A 17,510-nucleotide genomic window follows, 5' to 3' on the forward strand; every position below is an offset into this window, starting at 1 on the left:
CATTTGCTACTCAAATAATTTAACAATCGATTTGCTATCAATTCCTTCAAACTGTAAAAGCTCTTCGGGTTTTCCAGATCTTGGAAGTTTATCAACATAAAGATTTGTAATTTCAAATTTCTCATTTGCAACAGAAGTAGAAACAGCTTCACCAATTCCGCCTGCTAAGTAATGATCTTCAACGGTTACAATTTTGCTTCCCGACTCTTTTGCAACTTTTATGATTGTTGCAATATCAAGAGGTTTAACTGAGTAAAGATCTATCACAGAAACAAAAATTCCTTTATTTTTCAATTCTTCATAAGCTTTAAGAGCTTCGAATAAAGTAATACCTGCAGCAATGATACAAGCTTTATCATTTTTGCTCTGGCGCAAAACTTTGCATCCACCTATTTCGAACTTTTCATCTTTACCATAAATTACCGGAGTTTTGCCACGAGTGGTTCGAATGTATGAAACACCATCATTATAATTTGCCATCAGCTCTGTAAGTTTATAGGTTGAAACGCCATCGCTAGGGTAAAAAACAATAGAATTTGGAATGGTTCTAAACATGGCAATATCTTCAAGCGCCATTTGCGATGGACCATCTTCCCCTATCGAAACCCCACAGTGTGAACCGCATAATCTTAACGCATTTCGACCAATTCCAGCCATGCGAATCTGATCAAATGCACGACTAAAAAATGCACCAAAAGTTGCAGCAAAAGGTATTTTACCTCTGCCTTGAAGTCCGGTTGCAATACTTACCATATTTTGCTCGGCAATAAAACATTGGATAAATCTGCTTTCATGATTTTTTTTGAAAAAATTTGTATACGTTGAATTATTCACATCCGCATCAAGGGTAACAACATTTTGAGAAACGTTACCTAAATCTGAAAGCGCATAACCAAACGCTTCACGGCTTGCAAGCTCTTTGCCTTTTTCAAAAAGATCTTTGTACTGTGAAATAGTTAAATCAATTTTGATATTTTCTTTTTTCAAAATATTTTCAGATTTATTTGGCAAATTTGGAGCAAATTTAAAGTTCGATTCTTCTTTTAAAAATTTATTTTTTATTTCTTGGATCGCAGCTTTTGCCTCTTCGTCATTAAATGGTTTACCATGAAATCCATTTTTATTTTGAATATTTTCAAGACCATAACCTTTGAATGTTTTTGCAATAATCGCAACCGGTTTATCTTTGATCGATTTTATTTTTTCAAATGTTTCCAAAATTTGATCAATATTATGTCCATCAATAGCAAATGAACTCCATCCAAAAGCTTCAAATTTTCTTGCATATATTTCAGTATGATGATCATCTATCGATTCGCCAGATTGCCCCAAACGGTTACAGTCAACAATCGCAACCAAATTATTTAAATTGTAATGGCTTGCAAGTTCTGCTGCTTCCCAAACAGAACCTTCCGCAGTTTCTCCATCGCCCAAAAGAACATACGTTTTGTAATCTAATTTGGATATTGTTGCATTCAATGCCATTCCCAAACCAATCGAAAGTCCCTGTCCTAAGGAACCTGTTGCAGCTTCATTATATTCAAAGCGAGGAGTTGGATGTCCCTCAAAAACCGAATCAATTTTGCGCAGAGAAAGTAAATCGCTTTCAGAAATTACACCAAGCTCTTTCCATACAGCATACAAAATAGGAGCTGCGTGACCTTTGGACAAAATAAAACGATCATTGTTTGGGTTTTGATGATTTTTAGGATCAAATTTCATAACATAAAAAAATAAAACTGCCATAATATCTGCAGCAGACATGCAAGTAGTAGGATGGCCAGATTTTGAAGCTGTTGTAGCTTTTATTGAATCAATTCTAAGTAAAGCAGCTCTGCTTTGTATAAATTTTTTAATTTCATTTTTCATAAAAAACCTTCTAATTTTTCTCTAACAAAATATTTCGCACAAAAAGTATTATAAACTTAAGGATAAAATCTTAGAAATTAAAATTATCTTGAAATTTATACCCTGCAAAATTTTAGCTTTAAAAAATAAATTTTTAAATTAGATTAATACAAAATCCTAAATTTGAATCGAGACATAAATGAAAAAATATTCTATCGAACATATAAATAAAATCATTTTAGAAAATCTTCCTAAGGAAACTCTGTGGAAAGTAAAACTTTTTCAAAACTGGAATGATATTATTGGAGAAAATTTAAAAGACAAAATAAGAATAGAAAGAATAGACTCCAATACAATCACGCTTGGCGTAGACCATCCAGCTTGGGCACAAGAACTCAACTCTCTTTCAAATTTGTTCAAAAAAAGAATAAATGATGTACTAGAAACAAATCAAATCGAAATAATACGATTCAAAGTAACCGGTAAGAAAAAAATAGCAAAAACTCAAAATGTTCAATTCATAAAAAACAGAAAAAACAGTTCAAATAACACTGAAATTTCATTTTCTGTCAAAGAACAAAAATCTTTAGATAAGATAAAAGACATTGAATTAAAAAATGTGTTAGTCGAGTACTATAAAAATAGAATCGCTAGATAAGTCTAAAATTTTGAGGAATAAGTAATGAAAAAGCTGTTTTTACCATTATTTCTATTTAATTTTTTCTTAATCAATCTAAAAGCAAGTGACCCTAATAATTATTATAATTTTTCTCTTGCAGAATATCACTCCGTTCAAGGAGATTTAAAAAAGTCTCTAGATGCTTTCAATAAAATAACTCCTAGCAATTCGAAAGAACCACAAAAAGAATTACTCCGAACTCTTGAAGGCTTCGGGCGTTATGATTTGATAATCGAGCTTAAAGACAAATTTGCAAATGATGCAGAAGCACAACTAGCCGTTGTACAATCTTATCTTGCAACAGGCAAAAAAAATGAAGGCACAAAGCTTTTGGCGGAATTGCTTGAAAAAAATCCTACTAATCTAAAAATAGTAGCATTTCACATTTTCCTACTCATCGACGAAGAAAATTTTGACCAAGCGCTAAAAGCAATCGACCAATTTTTGGCAAGCAACCCAAAACAATCCAAAGAATTTAGTGATATTTACTTTTTGAAAGCAAAAATATTACTCCAACAGGAAAAAGTTGCCGAGGCGGAAACTACTATCGATACACTTCTTCGCATAGACAAAGAAAATGAAAATGGCTGGCTACTTAAAGCGGTAATTGCCGAATTTAAAAAACAAAATAAAGAAGCTATCAAATATTATCTCTCTTATTTAAAAATTCGAGATAAAAAAGGTACTCCAAACCCAGTGGTACAAAAAAAGCTAATTCTACTTTTATTTGAACAAGAAATGTTTGCCGAAGCTATCGCAGAACTAGAAAAAGTCACAGATGATTCAGCGGAACATTTTTTTGATTTGGCTTTAATTTGTTGGAAAGGGAAACATTGGGACAAAGCCAAAAATTACATATCTATCGCTTTAGAAAAAAATTCGCACCTAGCTAATGCAAAAGCTTTAAAAACTGAAATTTTATTCGGCATAACGCTACAAGAACCAAATAAACAATTAGTAAAAGAACATTTAATTGTGCTTCTAAATTATCTAAAAGACTGGATAATGGATGAACCTGATAATCTTACGCCCTTAGAGTCACTTCTTGCATTAAAAAAAATAGGGCTAACAAACGAAACTATTTTTAAAATCTTGCATCATGTAATTGCGCAAAATAAACAAAGTAAACAAATTTTCATTTTTTTAGCCGATTTATATTTAGCTGATAAAAACTTAGAAAAAAGCCTTTATTATTATCAAAAAGCTTTGGAGTTAAATAACGATGAAACATTAAGGCCTAAAATTTTATATCCAATTGCATATTTAAATTTTGTTCTTGAAAAAAATTCTGAAGTTGAAAAGCCACTAAAAGAGATAATTGCGCTAAAAAAAATCTATCCGCAAGCTTATAATCTTTTAGCTTATTTTTATGCTTCAAATAATCAAAATTTCGACTATGCTTATGAATTAGTTACCGGCGCGCTAAAATATGAACCTAAAAACTTAGCATTCTTAGACACAAAAGGTTTTATTCTTGCAAAACAGGGAAAAATCAAAGAAGCAGTTGAAATATTTAGCGAAGCGTTAAAAATTGATCCTCAAAACAAAATTATAAAAGAACACTTATTAAGTTATGCTTACACACATTGAAAATAAAAAATATCTAGCCATAGCCGCTGGTGGCTCTGGTGGGCACATTCTTCCAGCTTTTACTTTGGCTAAAAACTGGATGCTAGAAAATTCATCCGGCGAAATAATCTTTTTTGGCAGCGCAAAAAAAATAGATAAAAAAGTAACAGAAGAATTTAAAATCCAATTCATCAAAATTGATCTAAATTTAATCAATTTTCCAGGCAAAAAAGTTTGGCTTTATCCTAAATTTTGTTTTCAATTTTTAAAAACAATTCTCAAAAGTCGTAAAATTTTAAAAACGTATAAACCTACAAAAATTATCAGCACTGGCGGATACCTCTCAATTCCAGTTTGCATCGCTGCCAAATACCTAAAAACTCCAATCGAAGCTTATGAGTTAAATGTAGTTCCAGGCAGAGCAACAAATTTTATAGCACCTTTTGCAAGCAAAATTTTTGTAGTATTTGAAAAATGCAAAGAATTGTTAACTATCAAAAATCAAAAACTAGAAAACAAAATATTCTTAGCTCCATACCCAATTCGCTTTAACGAAAATGATAAAAGTTTTGATAAAAATGAATTTATTACATTAATAAACAAAAGATTCCAAAGCAAAGAAGATGTATTAAGCACCAAAGCTCATTTGAAATTAGGCTGCGGCAATCTCGAAGTTGATCCTTTTTACCCCTTTGATTTAAAAAGAAAGACTCTTTTTGTTTTAGGCGGTTCACAAGGTTCTTCTTATCTCAACGACTTATTTATTAAATGGTTAGAAAAAAACAAAGAAATTCAAAATAAAATCCAAATAATTCATCAAACAGGTCAAGGCCATGATAAATTGGTTGCATCGTTTTATCGTTCAAATGAAATTCCCGCAATAGTTTTTAACTACAAAGACAAACTAAAAGATTACTTTTTGCTTTCTGATCTTGTGATTTGTCGCGCTGGAGCAGGAACAATATTCGAACTTGAATTTTTTAATAAAAAAGCATTAATCATTCCGCTTCAAACCAAACAAACAGATCATCAAATATTTAACGCCAAAGAGATGGTAAAAAAACATCCTAATTTATTCATCATCCAACAACAAACAAATATGCCTATGGATGATCTTGTAAATATTGATGAAAATATTAAAAAATTAATTCAACTTTAAAAAATTGTTTTGTCTGTCATTTCTTTTGGAATATCAAGTTTCATAAATTTCAAAATTGTTGGCGCTATGGACGAAATTCCAAGCTTTATTGGGGCTGCAATTTTAATATTTAAAGGTTCTTTTGATACGGCCATAAAAGGAACAGGATTGGTCGTGTGACAACTTTTTGGATTACCTTGTTCATCAAGAACACATTCTGCATTTCCATGATCTGCAGTTACAAACAAAATTCCATTTTTATTTAAAACAACTTCTTTATACAAAATTGTAAGTTGTTGATCCAAAACTTCGCATGCTTTTATCGTAGCCTCAAAATCTGCGCTATGGCCAACCATATCAGCATTAGCATAATTTACTAAATAAAAATCACAAACATCATCGTTTAACGATTCTACTATTTTTTGTGTTATCTCATTTGCTGACATTTGCGGACATTGAATATAATTTTTGGTTTTTACAGAAGGAATTAAAATTCGAATTTCGTTTGGCAAATTTTCTTCATTCATTCCATTGAAAAAATACGTAACATGCGCATACTTCTCCGTTTCTGCTATAGCAAATATTTTTTTATTATTTTTCACTAAAACATTCAAAAAAGTATTTTGTATTTTAACTTCATCTTCATCGAACAAAACAAACGCATTTAGATTTGATGCATAACAAGACATACAAACAAAAAATGATAATTTCAAATCCTTATTTACTTTAAACAATTTAAAATTAGGATTCGTTAAACATTCAGTAAGCTCTCTTGCTCTATCAGGTCTAAAATTAAAAAAAACAACACCGTCTCCACTCTGTACTCTTCCTTTTTCATCAAGCAAGATAGGTTTTACAAATTCATCACTATCACCATTTTCATAAGATTTTTTCAAAGCTTCTTGCCAATTCATTTCAGTTGAAACGATTTCTGGCTGAGTCAATATATTGCAACTTTTTTCTACCCTATCCCAATTTCTGTCGCGGTCCATCGCATAAAAACGACCATGAAGAGAAGCTATTTTGCCTATTCCAATTTTTTGTAAAAATGATTCTAATTGATTTAAATATTTAGTTGCAGATTTTGGAGAAGTATCACGTCCGTCCAAAAATGGATGTACATAAACATTTTTTAGTCCTACATTTTTGGCCATTTCTAAAAATGCAAATAAATGATCGATATGGCTATGCACTCCGGCATCAGAAAGTAAACCCATCAAATGAAGCGATTTATTTTCATCTTTTAATTTTTTAAAAAGATTTAAGATCTTTTCATTTTTAACAAAAGATCCATCTTTTATAGCATCATCAACTTTTGCAAGAACGCTTTTAACAACTCGTCCGGACCCTATGGTTAAATGTCCAACCTCTGAGTTCCCCATAAAACCTTCCGGTAATCCAACAGCGCCTCCTGAAGCATTAAGTAATGTATTAGGATATTTTTTGAGCCAAGAGTTCCAAGTAGGCATTTTCGCAGCAGCTATAGCATTTCCATCTTGCAAAGAATTAAAACCAAAACCATCCAAAATGACTAAAAAAACAGGCGCTTTTTTCAAATTTTCCATCACAACCTTCTTATTTAAATAAAATATGCTAAACTTCAAAAGTTAAATTTTTCATAAATGAAAGGATATAAAATAATGAAAAAACTTATTTTACTTTTATCCATAATTTTTACACTATTTTTTCTCAACAAATCAACAATAAAAGCACAAGATAATCAAGAAAATAATATAGAAGATATCAGCTTCGAAGATTTGACACCAAATTTTAAATCAGAAAATTTACAAGAAAAATCATTTTTAGCCAAAATATATGATCAAATAAAAGCTTCGCCAACTTATGCAAAAATTTTATGGAAATTATCTAAAAGCGAACTAAATATCGACCCTTCTAAAGAATTAACAGTAACAGAAAAAGCAAAAATCGCATTCAAAATGCTACAATTAATTTCTCATGAGACAAACGAACAAGTAAGCCCTTTGGCTTCCGCAGCATCTCAGCACGTTACAAACAATAAGGGGAAATATTTAACAGGGGCGGGCACATCGATTTTAGCTTTAGCGTTAATCTACTTTAAATCAGATTTGTTTGAATTATCAAAACTTAAGTAAAACCCATGAGTAATAAACATATTTTTGCATTATTCTTTAAAGATCTAAGCTCCAAAATTAATTCTTCAAAAAAAATTGTCCTACAAAATAAAGAGTTACTACAAAGAATCACCAAAATATTACGGCTTCGAACTGACGAAAACTTTATCCTGTTTGATAACAAATCAAATGGATTATTTTCGCTATCAGCTGAAACATTCGCAAGCAAAGACACAACTTACGCAGAAATAATATCTATAAATGAAAACAAAAAATTAAAAACAAATATTGTCTTAGCTCTGCCAATTCTCAAAAAAGAAGATTTTGAAACATCGGTTTGCAATGTATCGGCAATAGGAGCAAATATTATCCAACCAATTATTTCACAAAAAGTTCAGCGTAAATGGTATGGCGATAAAGAGCTAGAGCGACTACAAAAAATATCTGTTGCTGCATGTGAACAGTCCAAAAACTTTGCAATCCCACAAATTTTAAACCCTACCTCATTTGAGAACTTTGTAGCAAAAATAAAAACCGAATATACAAATCATAAAAAAATAATTTTTGAAGACTCTACAAATCCTCTACTTGATTTGCTAAGTGATTTAAATAGCAAAAAACATTCGAACATTTTGGTAACTGTTGGTCCTGAAGGTGGTTATAACGAAGAAGAATTAAAAACATTTAGAGATTTAAATTTTGATTTTATAACATTAACACCTACGATTTTAAAAGCAGTTGAAGCTGTTACAATCGGAATCGGTGCTATAAAAAGCGTTGTGGAATAAAAATGGAAAAATTAAACTTTGTTATAGAGTCATTTCAAACCAAATATCAAAATCAAGTAATAGACCTAATTTCAAACATTCAGCAAAATGAATTCTTTATAAAAATCACACCAGCAGAGCAACCGGATCTAAAAAATATTTCAGAGTTTTATCAAAAAAATAATGGAAACTTTTGGATTGCAACTTGCGGTGATAAAGTCATTGGTACAATTGCTCTACTTGATATTGAAAATAATAAAGCAGCTTTAAGAAAAATGTTTGTAGATAAAGATTATAGAGGTAAAGAAATAGGAATCGCAAAACAACTTCTTGATAATCTTTTAGATTGGGCAAAAGAGCACAATATTAAAACAATATTTCTTGGAACGACTCCTGCATTTCTCGCCGCACACAGATTTTACGAAAAAAATGGTTTTACCGAAATAACAGAGCAAGATCTTCCTAAAAATTTTCCAATCATTAATGTGGACAAAAAATTCTATAAAAAATCGTTGTAAAAAAAATCAGTTGGTCGCATGCAAAATATCTTCAGATGGACCAACTAAAATTATTGAAAGTTTTTAATTTGATCAATCATTCCTCAGATGGGCTAGGGCCGAAAGCACCTTTTTCTCTTTGGAAAACCTTAAATTCATCCAATACCATGCTCCATCCGAAACCTTCTCTGCAGCTTCTCATAACATTTTCTAACGCTACAAATTCAGCCAATTTTTCTGGAATTATTTCTCCAGAATTAGGAGAACAATATTCATCAAAAAGGTATTCCGCCATAAACAGTATATTCTTACGTAATGGCTTTTTTCTAAAAAGTGATAATTTCTGTTCTTCTGAACAAATAATCTTATTAATCCATTCTATAAAAATTTCAAAATCAGAAAGTTTAACATTACGAATATTAAAAACTTTATATGCTTCTAAATGCTGTTTACCTTCAAGCTTTTCTATGTAATACGCTTTTACAATTTGCTCATAATTAAAAAGCTTAAATGTTTCCAAAACTCTTAAAACTGCAAATAGTTTTTCTTTGTTTTGATAAAATGCATTTTGTTGCAAGATTGAAAAAACCTGTTGATACACCAAAGAATCATAGTAATAAGAGCGAGCAAACTCCTTTGTCAAAAGCGCAGCTCCATTTTCTAAACCGAATACACAATTTAAAATAGGCATTGCTATTTCGTAATCAGAGCTAGAACAATCGGCATTGTATACGTTATATGCAAGCGAAACATGAGGAAACACGCTATTTGCAAACATATCATCTACACCAATTTTACCCCCATCATTGAATATAATTTTAAAGGGAGAAATTTGTAAACTAATCAAAGCTAAAAAAACTATCATTACTACTTTTTTCATATTTTTCCTTTTTTATTTTTTAAATTTATAACTCTTATTTTTATTTATTTAAAATTCTGCATGACCAGGATAACGAGGGAATGCTATAACATCACGAATATTTTCCATGCCTGTCACAAGTCTAATAAGTCTTTCAAATCCCAATCCAAAACCTGCATGAGGAACAGATCCGAATTTGCGCAATTCCAAATACCACCAATAATTTTGTTTATCAAGTCCAAGCTCATCCATGCGTTTTTCAAGCAATTGTAAATTGTCTTCACGCTGACTACCGCCAATAATTTCTCCAATTCCACCAACTAAAACATCCATAGCTGCTACAGTTTTACCGTCCTCGTTTTGTTTCATGTAAAAAGATTTAATCTCTTTTGGATAGTTGATCAAAATGACAGGTTTTTTGAAATATTCTTCAACCAAATATCTTTCATGCTCGGACTGCAAATCAGATCCCCACTCAATTGGAAATTCAAATTTTTTGTCAGCATTTTTTAAAATTTCTATCGCTTTGGTATAAGGTAACCTTTCAAATGGTTGCTCAACTATATGATTTAAACGGTCAATCAAACCTTTGGAAATCATCTTGTCAAAAAATTGTAAATCTTCCATGCAATTATCTAATGCATACTTAACGCAAAATTTTAAATAATTTTCTGCACAATTCATATCATCAACAAGTTCTGCAAATGCCATCTCAGGTTCGATCATCCAAAACTCTGCCAAATGCCGTGCAGTGTTTGAATTTTCAGCTCTAAACGTCGGGCCAAATGTGTAAATATTTCCTAAGGAACATGCATAACATTCGCCTTCAAGCTGCCCTGAGACTGTTAAAAAAGCAGGCTTTGCAAAAAAATCTTGTTCATAATCAATTTTACCGATTTTATCTTTTGGCAACTTTTCAAAATCCAAAGTTGAAACTTTAAACATCTGTCCTGCACCTTCACAGTCGGATGCAGTAATAATCGGAGTTTGAATATATAAAAATCCATTTTCTTGAAAAAATTTGTGCGTAGCAAAAGAAAGTGCACTTCGAACGCGAGTCACAGCACCCAAAGTATTTGTGCGAGGACGAATATGTGCGATAGTTCTTAAGAATTCAAATGTATGATGTTTTTTTTGCAATGGATAAATTTCAGGATCACATTCACCAATTATTTCTACTTTTTTTGCATGAAGTTCAAACGATTGTTCTTTCCCTGGACTTTTTACTAAATCTCCAAAAACAGAGATAGAAGCTCCAGTTGTAGCTTTTTTCATTATCTCTTCATAATTTTCAATTTTAGCATCAACAACAACTTGCAAGTTGGAAAAACAAGAACCATCATTAATTTCGACAAACGAAAAATCTTTAAGATTTCTAGAACTTTTGATCCATCCTTTGACAAGAAGATCCTTACCCAAACTATTTGTCGTGATTGATTTGATTTTTGTGATCATTAGAAAGCTCCCTAAATTTGAAGCAAAAATTTTTTAAAAATTTATTTCACACATTGTGAAAAGATATCTCAATTTTTACAAAAAAAAAAGGAGCTGCAAAATTTGCAGCTCCAAAAAATTGGTGGAGGCGATGGGAATTGAACCCATGTCCGAAACAATATGTAAACTAAGCACTACATGTTTAGCCTTCGAATATACTACTGATTCATCTCAAAGGCAAAAAATTAAATCACAGCCAGTTTAGTGATATGATCTAGCTACTAAACCAAAAAATCTTGCTAGAAAATTCTATCTGATTAATACAAGTTAGATTAGCTGATAGCCACGCCGCACTAACAGGAGTCAAGCTAAATAACTGAGTTAATTAAGCTTGAGCTGCAGAATATTGTCCTGCACTTATTGTTTTTGCTTTAGTTCTTTAACGAGTTCCCAAAACAAAACTCGACATGCTCTCAAGTCGACACGTTATCCCGTCGAAACCGTGACGCCCCCAAGTTTTCAAATTTTTTGGGGTAATTTCAAAGAATTGATATTTCTACTTGTCAATTTTAATTGTAACAATCTCAAGTTTTTGTGTCAATTAAATATAAGCTTTATTTTTATTAATTTTACAATATTATATTAGATTATGAAAAAACACCAAAAATTCGATAAAAAACCATATTTTTCTTATCACAATCGCGACGAAAATGATGGATTTCCAAGAAAAAAGAAAGCCTACGGTCAGCATTTTTTGAGGAAACAATCAGTCGTTGACCATATGATTGCTGAAGTAAAAATTGATGAAAACACAACAATTATGGAAATCGGGTGTGGTGACGGATTTTTAACTGAGTCAATTTTATCTCAAACAAACTGTAAAAACTTAATTTGCTACGAAATTGATCCAGAATGGGCAGAAGTTGTAAGAAATAAAATATCAGATCCAAGACTCGAAATTATAGAAAAAAATATCTTAGAAGTTGAGTTTGAAAGTTTAAAAGAAAAACAACCACTCGTTATACTCGCAAACCTTCCATATCAAATAACATTTCCAATATTTTTCTTATTTTTGAAACATAAACATCTTTTCAATGAAGGTGTTGTAATGATTCAAGAAGAAGTTGCACAAAAAATAGTTTCCAAAACTGGAAAAAGTTACAGCGCAACAAGTTTATTTTTACAAAATCATTTCGAATTCAAATTGCTAGAAAAAGTAGAACCGGGAGCATTTAGCCCACCGCCAAAAGTTTTTTCACGTCTGATTTATTTCAAACCAAAAAGCGAAACTCTGCAAATACCACAAGAAGAGAATTTTTGGAAATTTCTAAAACTTTGTTTCCATCAACCACGAAGAACCCTAAGAAATAACTTGGTATCAAATCATTACAGTCTTGAAACTTTTTCAGAAAAATTTTTAAATTCTCGCGCTCAGCAACTTTCAATACATGATTTTTTAGAAGCTTGGTCTAAATTAATTTAAATCTTTTTTAAATAATCAAAAACAATTTTGCTCCAAGATTCCATCTTCGTATAAAATCGCAAGAGTTCAGGAATTGAATACAAATTTCCTTGTTTTAATTCCGAACGAACATCAATTCTGCTACTATCGCCTTCAAGCAAAAAAATAAATCCCGTGTGAACGGATCCTACAGCATCACTTTCGTCATTTAATAATCCAATAGGTTTGATATTAAAAGAACCACCATAATAAATCTCTTCTGAAAATTCTCTTGTAGCCCAAGATGTTATATCTCCATTTACAAGATCTTCTTTTCGAATATGGCCACCTATTCCCAAAGAATATTTATTTTTCAATCTTGATTCAGAAGCAGATGATTTCCGCTGCATAAGAAAAAATTTATCTTTATAAGAAAAAACTAAATAAGGGATAATTTGCTTATAATTGGTATCTTCTTCTACTAAACTTCTTTTTAAAAAAATTCCTTTAGACAATATCAATTTTTCATATTCCGCTACATCAACAAATTGTAAACCGTCAATTACTCCATACGGAAATAAAAATTCACGTCTTACGACTAGAATCTCCTCTTCAACAGAATTTAATATTATTTTGGGATTTTTACTTTTTTGAATTTTGCAGGACTGCATAAAAGACTCCTACTTAATAAAAAGATTTTTAAGCTTTACCAAAGCTAAAAAAGAAATTAATTCTAAAGATAATAAACTAAAAAAGCTCAATCTAAAACATAATTTTAATTTTTAGATTGAGCTTTTGTTTTATTTTATGGAATTTTATCGCATATTATCTACCAAAAACTGCACCCACAAGGTGTTTTTGGCAAATTCTGTTTTCATGTAAGAATTATCAACATTAGAACTTTTTGGAAAATATATTGAAATACCTTTTGCTCTAGCAATATTTTTCCCAACAGTATTAGCTATAACAATTTTTTCAATTGCCTTCATTCCAACCCATAAATCATTTTTTAAATTTTCAATCTCACCAGATTTGAAATTAATATCACTCGACTCTGCAAGAAGCGTTAACTCATCCTCACTTGATACAATAGAAGATGAAATCTCGTCAAGTAGTGACATTGTATTATCTTGAACTTGCAATTCAACTTTATCTGATGATGTAGTCGATGTTAAATCCAAACAATTTGTTGGAGTTTCCGTAAGATCTTTAAAAACCAAATTTTCTCTATTTTCTACATCTTTAGAATTATTTAAAAATTCATTTGATATAACATAATTAACAAATCCATCATTTATTTCACTTGGAGACTTTTTACCAGCTTTTAATTGATTATAAAGTTCAGAATAAAAAGAATGTAAATCAACATAAATAGGAACATTAAATTGTGCGCAATTATTTCTAGCAGATCTAATAACATTAGTAAAAGAGTTACCATAAAGTTTTTTACAATTTTGAATACCTATCAAAATTTGATTCAAATTATTTTTCAAAATTTCAATTTCACTAATATTTACAGCTGATTGTGTGTACCAATCAAATCGCTTTTCATAAAATCTTTTATAAGCATCAACAATTAGGTACCCAAGCTGCGAAGCGTTTAAACTTTTTGAATTTAAATCTTTAAATATTTCTGAGAAAAACCAACCATCTGCATGCTCTTGCTCTTGAGATGCAACCAAATATTCAACTCTATCTTTTATTTGATAATCGGTTTCTAGCGATGCCATCAAACATGCATCAAGACCCAAAAGTTCTAATTTTTTACCACCCAAAACATCTCTTTTAATACCATCTAACATTTCAACTAATTGCTGATTATTTAAATATGTTCTATTTTCCCAATCAAAAAGAATTCCTCGATTAGCAAAATAAGATGGATCTATAGGACCGCTTCCATGACCAGACAAAATCAATGCATAATGTTTTGCAGGATATTTTGCAACACCCCATTTAAAAAAATCAATCACATCTTTTGCAATATTTTTACCTGTAAGCGCGGAAGTATGATAATCCAAATCTATCGAGCCTTTTTGAACTTTGTATCGCCATGTTCCTATTTTTTTAGGTTGTTCCCACTGCACAACAACATTCAATTTATCGCTAGAACCGACCTTTGCCATATCTCTTAAATTTTTGGCAAAAAAATTGTTTAAATCATTTTTTGTCTGTGCATAAACAAAAAATGACCACTCTGCTACCTTTACATCTTTGAGAGCGTGTGCATTTAGCTGACAAAATACAAAAAATGTAATTATCAAAAATTTTAAAATAGATAATTTAGTTTTGTTCATACTATCCCCCACTTAATTAAAATACATTTATAACTTTATCCCCTTTTAATAAAGTATCGTTAATCAGAGATAAATAAGTCAATATTTACAAATAATCAATTTGTTTTAATGCTAAACAATAATATTTGAATAAAAGAGGAACTTAAAAAGATGTTTTTTTATCAAAAATTTACATTTTTAAGAAACTGAAGGGGTAATAAAAATTAAAAGTTGATGATCTTTAATGTTTTTTCTAGTTCCTTTAAAGAGGTATCCAAAAAGAGGAATATTACTTATAAGCGGTATTCCAGCCTTATAATCATTTTTTGTATCTTCTATTAATCCGCCGATCATTGTAGTTTGCCCGCTTTTGAGGGCAACCCTACTGCTCGATCTTGTTGTAGCAATTGTCGGATATTTTGCACCCGCTGCCTGGGATGCGCTAGAATTTTCAACATAAATATCTAAAAAAATCGACTTTTTATCTGCAGAAACCAGCGGTTTTACTTTTAACTTTGTCCCCACATCTTTATAGGTAGCGGTTGTAATATCTCGCAAACTATCCGCAATTGTATCTTTTACAACAGCTTCTATTGGAATACTACTTCCCACCAAAATTTCTGCATCTTCTCCATGATTTGTTAAAATCGAAGGCTTTAAAATTGTTTTTACATCTCCTTTTGTCTCAGCAGCATCAAGCTCTAAATTCAATCTTTTTGTATTTAAATCTTTACCACCAAAAACAAACGGTAATTTAATCATTCTTCCAGCATCACCAGCCGCAGGGAAAAAATTTAACGCCCAATCAACCACATCGGCCGCAGACTGTGCAGCTGGAGCGTTTTTAATACCTTCAGAAGGATTACCTCCTCCTATAAACCCCCATCCACTTCCCATACTTGCTCTTCTGTTGTAAATTCCAGACCATCGAACGCCGAGACTTTCTTCAAAATCTTTATTTGCAATGACCATACGAACTTCGATTTTTACTTGTGGCAAAAAAACATCTATACCTTTCAAAAAACTTTTCATTTCGCCCACTTGGTGCACTCGACCTCTAAAAAGTATTTTTTTACTCAATTTATCACAAATCAAATAAAATCCTGTTTTCCCAAAATCTTCACCCAAGAGAGATTTCCAAACGTTTTCAATATAAATCTTCACCTCATCGGTAAATTTAACATTGTTTAAAGTAATAAAATATCTTTCAAACTCTTCAGACTTTGCGCCCAAAATTTTTCTTTTCAAAGATTCATAAATATTTGAAAGTTTTGCGACGCGATAAACATTCATCTCTTTAGTTAAAACTAGCTCTTCTTTGCTAAATGAAAACAAAATTTTCAAAAATGATGCAAGCGAAACATCTTTTAAATCTAAACTTGGTACCATCACATCAATATCAGGATCCACAACAAAATTTAATTTTGTTAATTTGCTAGCAAGCATTATCAAATCTGATATTTTTGTATTTTTCAAAGATATTGAAAGCTTTACAGCTAACTCTTTTTCATCAAATTGTTTTTCTAAATTTTTCCTAATCTCTCCATCAAAAAGCAATTCTTCTTTTTTAGAATGCTCTATGGCTAAAGCCTGTGGCAAATGGGTCAAAAATTTTTGAAATTTATTTTTATCTTTTGCAAGTATTTTGGCTTCAGCTTCAAGTTCTTTGTCCGAAGATTTAACAATTTTGCTAACAACATCTTGCACCATTGCGCGATCTTCTTTTTCCTTAATTTGCTGCTCGTTTTCTACCAAATCAGTAAGCAGTGGAGGAACTTGTGATAAATCAAAAAGCTCTTTAGGTATAATAGTTTCATCACAACAAACAAAACCATAACTTAAAAATGAAATTAAAATTATTTTTAAAATTTTGCTCATTATAAGCTCACCCTTCTAGCTAAGATGCAGAGTAATTTTTTTATCATCATCTTCTAAAATCACATCCTCAAACCTTATTGATGTTACTTTATAATTTTCCACAGGATCAGTTGCAAAAACTATATAACTTTTTTTGCCACAAACGATAACCGCACCCATTTTCTCATCCGACTTACAAACAGCCGACAATCGAAAATGTTCTTGAATATCTTTCTGCGATTTTGGACTGTTTACGAAAAATGGATCACGTGCATTTACAGCCACACCAGATAATAAAAATGTTATAAATAAAAATTTAAAATTTTTCATAATTTTGCAAAATCTATAAAATCAATAACCCTAAATAGTATTTCCACCTTTAAAAAACCACTATCCATGCGTTTGATCACCACTTGTTTAACTTTCAAAAAAGAACTTTTACTCGCTAGATAATCAAAAAAGGAAAACAAACTATCAAATGAACCTTCCGCTTTTAATGAGAATAATTTTTTTGAATAAATTTTATCTTTAGCTTTTGTTGGCAGATTTATTTCTTCTAAGTCTAAAAATCTTAAATTTTTCTTTTCCAAATTTTCCAAAATTACTTTTATATGTTTTTCGACTTTCCACTTTTGGTTTACATTCGAAATTAAAAATTCATTCTCTTTATCCAGCTTTTGCAGCTCATCAAGTTTTGATTGTAACTGATTGCGTAAAGCTTCACCCTGCTGCAAAGAGTTATTTAGATTTGAAATATTTGAATTTATAGAATTGAAAAAGAAAATTTTAAAAATTAGAAATAAAATAACAATGACAAAAATTGGCATAAAAATTTTTGATTTCAACGATAAATCGCGTGCTAAAAAAATTAATTTATTTTCCCTAAAAATTATCGCCACAAAAAATCCCGCTAAATTTTTATTATGAAATTGCGCAGTTGATTTTAAGAAATCAAAAAGTTGAAAGTAAAGGATAAAAATAAAAAATCGGTAAAACTTTATTTAAAAGCTTTATCTCAAAAACTCAAAAAAGCTCCTAAACTATTATTATTATTA

16 protein-coding genes and 1 other RNA gene are annotated in these 17,510 nt (G+C 30.7%); 7 read left to right on the forward strand and 10 right to left on the reverse strand.

Annotated elements, in window-relative coordinates; genetic code table 11:
- Positions 1-6: 6 nt before the first annotated feature.
- Positions 7-1,869 (reverse strand): transketolase, encoded by a 1,863-nt coding sequence (locus DEA20_04460; GenBank protein HBS48420.1) that lies wholly within the window; start codon positions 1,867-1,869, stop codon positions 7-9.
- Between the two features lie 178 nt (positions 1,870-2,047).
- Between DEA20_04460 and DEA20_04465 the strand changes: the two genes are divergently transcribed.
- The 3 genes from DEA20_04465 to DEA20_04475 are packed head-to-tail and all read left to right on the forward strand — an operon-like array spanning position 2,048 to position 5,255.
- Positions 2,048-2,506 (forward strand): hypothetical protein, encoded by a 459-nt coding sequence (locus DEA20_04465; GenBank protein ID HBS48421.1) that lies wholly within the window; start codon positions 2,048-2,050, stop codon positions 2,504-2,506.
- Between the two features lie 24 nt (positions 2,507-2,530).
- Positions 2,531-4,117 carry a hypothetical protein gene (locus DEA20_04470; GenBank protein HBS48422.1) on the forward strand — a complete coding sequence of 529 codons (1,587 nt, stop codon included), beginning with the start codon at positions 2,531-2,533 and terminating at the stop codon, positions 4,115-4,117.
- Positions 4,101-5,255: a hypothetical protein gene (locus tag DEA20_04475; protein HBS48423.1), complete on the forward strand. Its 1,155-nt coding sequence runs from the start codon at positions 4,101-4,103 to the stop codon at positions 5,253-5,255. The genes DEA20_04470 and DEA20_04475 overlap by 17 nt, the downstream gene beginning before the upstream one ends.
- Here DEA20_04475 and DEA20_04480 read toward each other — a convergent pair.
- Complete coding sequence (locus tag DEA20_04480; protein ID HBS48424.1) at positions 5,252-6,799, reverse strand: 2,3-bisphosphoglycerate-independent phosphoglycerate mutase; 1,548 nt, start codon at positions 6,797-6,799, stop codon at positions 5,252-5,254. The genes DEA20_04475 and DEA20_04480 overlap by 4 nt on opposite strands.
- Before the next feature lie 75 nt (positions 6,800-6,874).
- Between DEA20_04480 and DEA20_04485 the strand changes: the two genes are divergently transcribed.
- From DEA20_04485 to DEA20_04495, 3 genes are read left to right on the forward strand one after another with little or no spacing between them, the layout of a single operon-like run.
- Complete coding sequence (locus tag DEA20_04485) at positions 6,875-7,348, forward strand: hypothetical protein (GenBank protein ID HBS48425.1); 474 nt, start codon at positions 6,875-6,877, stop codon at positions 7,346-7,348.
- A gap of 5 nt (positions 7,349-7,353) precedes the next feature.
- Complete coding sequence (locus DEA20_04490; protein ID HBS48426.1) at positions 7,354-8,115, forward strand: hypothetical protein; 762 nt, start codon at positions 7,354-7,356, stop codon at positions 8,113-8,115.
- A gap of 2 nt (positions 8,116-8,117) precedes the next feature.
- Positions 8,118-8,612, forward strand: coding sequence for a GNAT family N-acetyltransferase (locus DEA20_04495; protein HBS48427.1), 495 nt, complete (start codon positions 8,118-8,120; stop codon positions 8,610-8,612).
- Between the two features lie 76 nt (positions 8,613-8,688).
- On the opposite strand, the gene DEA20_04500 is transcribed toward DEA20_04495, so the two are convergent.
- The 3 genes from DEA20_04500 to ssrA form a co-directional block, all read right to left on the reverse strand.
- The gene (locus DEA20_04500; GenBank protein ID HBS48428.1) at positions 8,689-9,471 is read right to left on the reverse strand and encodes a hypothetical protein; all 783 of its coding nucleotides are present in this window, start codon (positions 9,469-9,471) and stop codon (positions 8,689-8,691) included.
- A gap of 48 nt (positions 9,472-9,519) precedes the next feature.
- Positions 9,520-10,905: an asparagine--tRNA ligase gene (locus DEA20_04505; protein HBS48429.1), complete on the reverse strand. Its 1,386-nt coding sequence runs from the start codon at positions 10,903-10,905 to the stop codon at positions 9,520-9,522.
- 119 nt (positions 10,906-11,024) lie between these two features.
- Positions 11,025-11,397: a transfer-messenger RNA gene (ssrA, locus tag DEA20_04510) on the reverse strand.
- 136 nt (positions 11,398-11,533) lie between these two features.
- Here ssrA and rsmA point away from each other — a divergent pair.
- Positions 11,534-12,367, forward strand: coding sequence for a ribosomal RNA small subunit methyltransferase A (gene rsmA, locus DEA20_04515; GenBank protein HBS48430.1), 834 nt, complete (start codon positions 11,534-11,536; stop codon positions 12,365-12,367).
- Here rsmA and DEA20_04520 read toward each other — a convergent pair.
- The 5 genes from DEA20_04520 to DEA20_04540 all read right to left on the reverse strand — a co-directional run bounded on the left by DEA20_04520 (position 12,364) and on the right by DEA20_04540 (position 17,354).
- Positions 12,364-12,996, reverse strand: coding sequence for a hypothetical protein (locus tag DEA20_04520; GenBank protein HBS48431.1), 633 nt, complete (start codon positions 12,994-12,996; stop codon positions 12,364-12,366). The genes rsmA and DEA20_04520 overlap by 4 nt on opposite strands.
- 144 nt (positions 12,997-13,140) lie before the next feature.
- A complete protein-coding gene (locus tag DEA20_04525) occupies positions 13,141-14,619 on the reverse strand; it encodes a hypothetical protein (protein HBS48432.1) in 1,479 nt (492 codons plus the stop codon).
- Positions 14,620-14,796: 177 nt separating this feature from the next.
- Positions 14,797-16,476: a hypothetical protein gene (locus DEA20_04530; GenBank protein HBS48433.1), complete on the reverse strand. Its 1,680-nt coding sequence runs from the start codon at positions 16,474-16,476 to the stop codon at positions 14,797-14,799.
- Between the two features lie 15 nt (positions 16,477-16,491).
- On the reverse strand, positions 16,492-16,785 hold the full coding sequence (locus tag DEA20_04535) for a hypothetical protein (protein HBS48434.1): 294 nt from the start codon (positions 16,783-16,785) through the stop codon (positions 16,492-16,494).
- Positions 16,782-17,354, reverse strand: a complete 573-nt coding sequence (locus DEA20_04540) for a hypothetical protein (protein HBS48435.1) — start codon at positions 17,352-17,354, stop codon at positions 16,782-16,784. The genes DEA20_04535 and DEA20_04540 overlap by 4 nt, the downstream gene beginning before the upstream one ends.
- Positions 17,355-17,510: the final 156 nt, after the last annotated feature.

The organism is Candidatus Dependentiae bacterium (genome assembly GCA_003511165.1).
Taxonomy (GTDB): domain Bacteria; phylum Babelota; class Babeliae; order Babelales; family UBA12411; genus UBA12411.

Excerpts from the sequence above, each read along its gene's own strand:
- DEA20_04485 (HBS48425.1), top strand. The coding sequence starts at position 6,875 with ATGAAAAAACTTATTTTACTTTTATCCATAATTTTTACACTATTTTTT.
- DEA20_04465 (HBS48421.1), top strand. The coding sequence starts at position 2,048 with ATGAAAAAATATTCTATCGAACATATAAATAAAATCATTTTAGAAAAT.
- DEA20_04490 (HBS48426.1), top strand. The coding sequence starts at position 7,354 with ATGAGTAATAAACATATTTTTGCATTATTCTTTAAAGATCTAAGCTCC.
- DEA20_04535 (HBS48434.1), bottom strand. The coding sequence starts at position 16,785 with ATGAAAAATTTTAAATTTTTATTTATAACATTTTTATTATCTGGTGTG.
- DEA20_04480 (HBS48424.1), bottom strand. The coding sequence starts at position 6,799 with ATGGAAAATTTGAAAAAAGCGCCTGTTTTTTTAGTCATTTTGGATGGT.
- DEA20_04475 (HBS48423.1), top strand. The coding sequence starts at position 4,101 with ATGCTTACACACATTGAAAATAAAAAATATCTAGCCATAGCCGCTGGT.
- DEA20_04495 (HBS48427.1), top strand. The coding sequence starts at position 8,118 with ATGGAAAAATTAAACTTTGTTATAGAGTCATTTCAAACCAAATATCAA.
- DEA20_04505 (HBS48429.1), bottom strand. The coding sequence starts at position 10,905 with ATGATCACAAAAATCAAATCAATCACGACAAATAGTTTGGGTAAGGAT.
- DEA20_04520 (HBS48431.1), bottom strand. The coding sequence starts at position 12,996 with ATGCAGTCCTGCAAAATTCAAAAAAGTAAAAATCCCAAAATAATATTA.
- DEA20_04525 (HBS48432.1), bottom strand. The coding sequence starts at position 14,619 with ATGAACAAAACTAAATTATCTATTTTAAAATTTTTGATAATTACATTT.
- rsmA (HBS48430.1), top strand. The coding sequence starts at position 11,534 with ATGAAAAAACACCAAAAATTCGATAAAAAACCATATTTTTCTTATCAC.
- DEA20_04530 (HBS48433.1), bottom strand. The coding sequence starts at position 16,476 with ATGAGCAAAATTTTAAAAATAATTTTAATTTCATTTTTAAGTTATGGT.
- DEA20_04500 (HBS48428.1), bottom strand. The coding sequence starts at position 9,471 with ATGAAAAAAGTAGTAATGATAGTTTTTTTAGCTTTGATTAGTTTACAA.
- DEA20_04460 (HBS48420.1), bottom strand. The coding sequence starts at position 1,869 with ATGAAAAATGAAATTAAAAAATTTATACAAAGCAGAGCTGCTTTACTT.
- DEA20_04470 (HBS48422.1), top strand. The coding sequence starts at position 2,531 with ATGAAAAAGCTGTTTTTACCATTATTTCTATTTAATTTTTTCTTAATC.